This window comes from Micromonospora sp. KC606, from assembly GCF_004348675.1.
Lineage (GTDB): Bacteria > Actinomycetota > Actinomycetes > Mycobacteriales > Micromonosporaceae > Micromonospora.
Genome location: NZ_SMKN01000429.1, coordinates 1 through 324, shown reverse-complemented (window position 1 = coordinate 324; position 324 = coordinate 1). Strand labels below are relative to the sequence as shown.

The following is a 324-nucleotide window of genomic DNA, read 5'->3' as shown; positions in this document are numbered from 1 at the left end:
CCACCGGCGCCTCGCTGACACCACGCGCATACGCCTCATCCGCAGGCGCCGGCAACGCCCGACGGTCCACCTTCCCGTTCGGCGTCAGCGGCAACGCGTCAAGCACCACAAACGCCGCCGGAACCATGTGCTCCGGCAAACGCGACAACAAAAACGAACGCAACTCCGTCGCAAGGCCGACAACCTCGTTGTTCGTCACCACGTAGGCGACGAGGCGTTTGTCGCCTGGTATGTCCTCGCGCGCCACGACCAGCGCCTCGCGCACGTCCGCGTGCGCCGTCAGCTGCGCCTCGATCTCGCCCGGCTCTATCCGGAAACCGCGGA

The 324-nt window shown here is 67.3% G+C and carries 1 protein-coding gene; it reads right to left on the bottom strand.

Translation table 11 applies throughout. The features are described 5' to 3' along the window. Positions 1-324: hypothetical protein (locus tag E1193_RS31540; RefSeq protein ID WP_207922957.1), on the bottom strand; the 324-nt coding region annotated here is incomplete at both ends.